The following is a 229-nucleotide window of genomic DNA, read 5'->3' as shown; positions in this document are numbered from 1 at the left end:
GCATGTCGATGGTGCCCTCGGCGATCGTGGCGCCGATCTGCTGGTCGCCGCCGACCGGGCCGGACAGCAGCCGCGTCACCGGCAGCCCGAGCCCGAACTCCAGCATCGTGCCGGTGGTACCGGTCGCGTACAGGTGGTGCCGCGACAGGGTGCCGCGGTTGAACACCGCCCAGCGGAGCAGCTCGACCTTCTTGTTGTCGTGCGCGACGAGGGCGATGTGGTGGGCGGC

The 229-nt window shown here is 71.2% G+C and carries 1 protein-coding gene; it reads right to left on the bottom strand.

What is annotated here, in order from left to right:
- A partial coding sequence (locus tag KVT14_RS21930) for a methylglyoxal synthase (protein ID WP_217617443.1) occupies positions 1 to 229 on the bottom strand: 229 nt, incomplete at both ends.

The sequence above is a fragment of the Cellulomonas sp. GbtcB1 genome (assembly GCF_019091725.1).
Classification (GTDB): Bacteria; Actinomycetota; Actinomycetes; order Actinomycetales; family Cellulomonadaceae; genus Cellulomonas.
The sequence above is the reverse complement of the archived record's forward strand: the minus strand, read 5'-3'. Positions and strand labels throughout refer to the sequence as shown.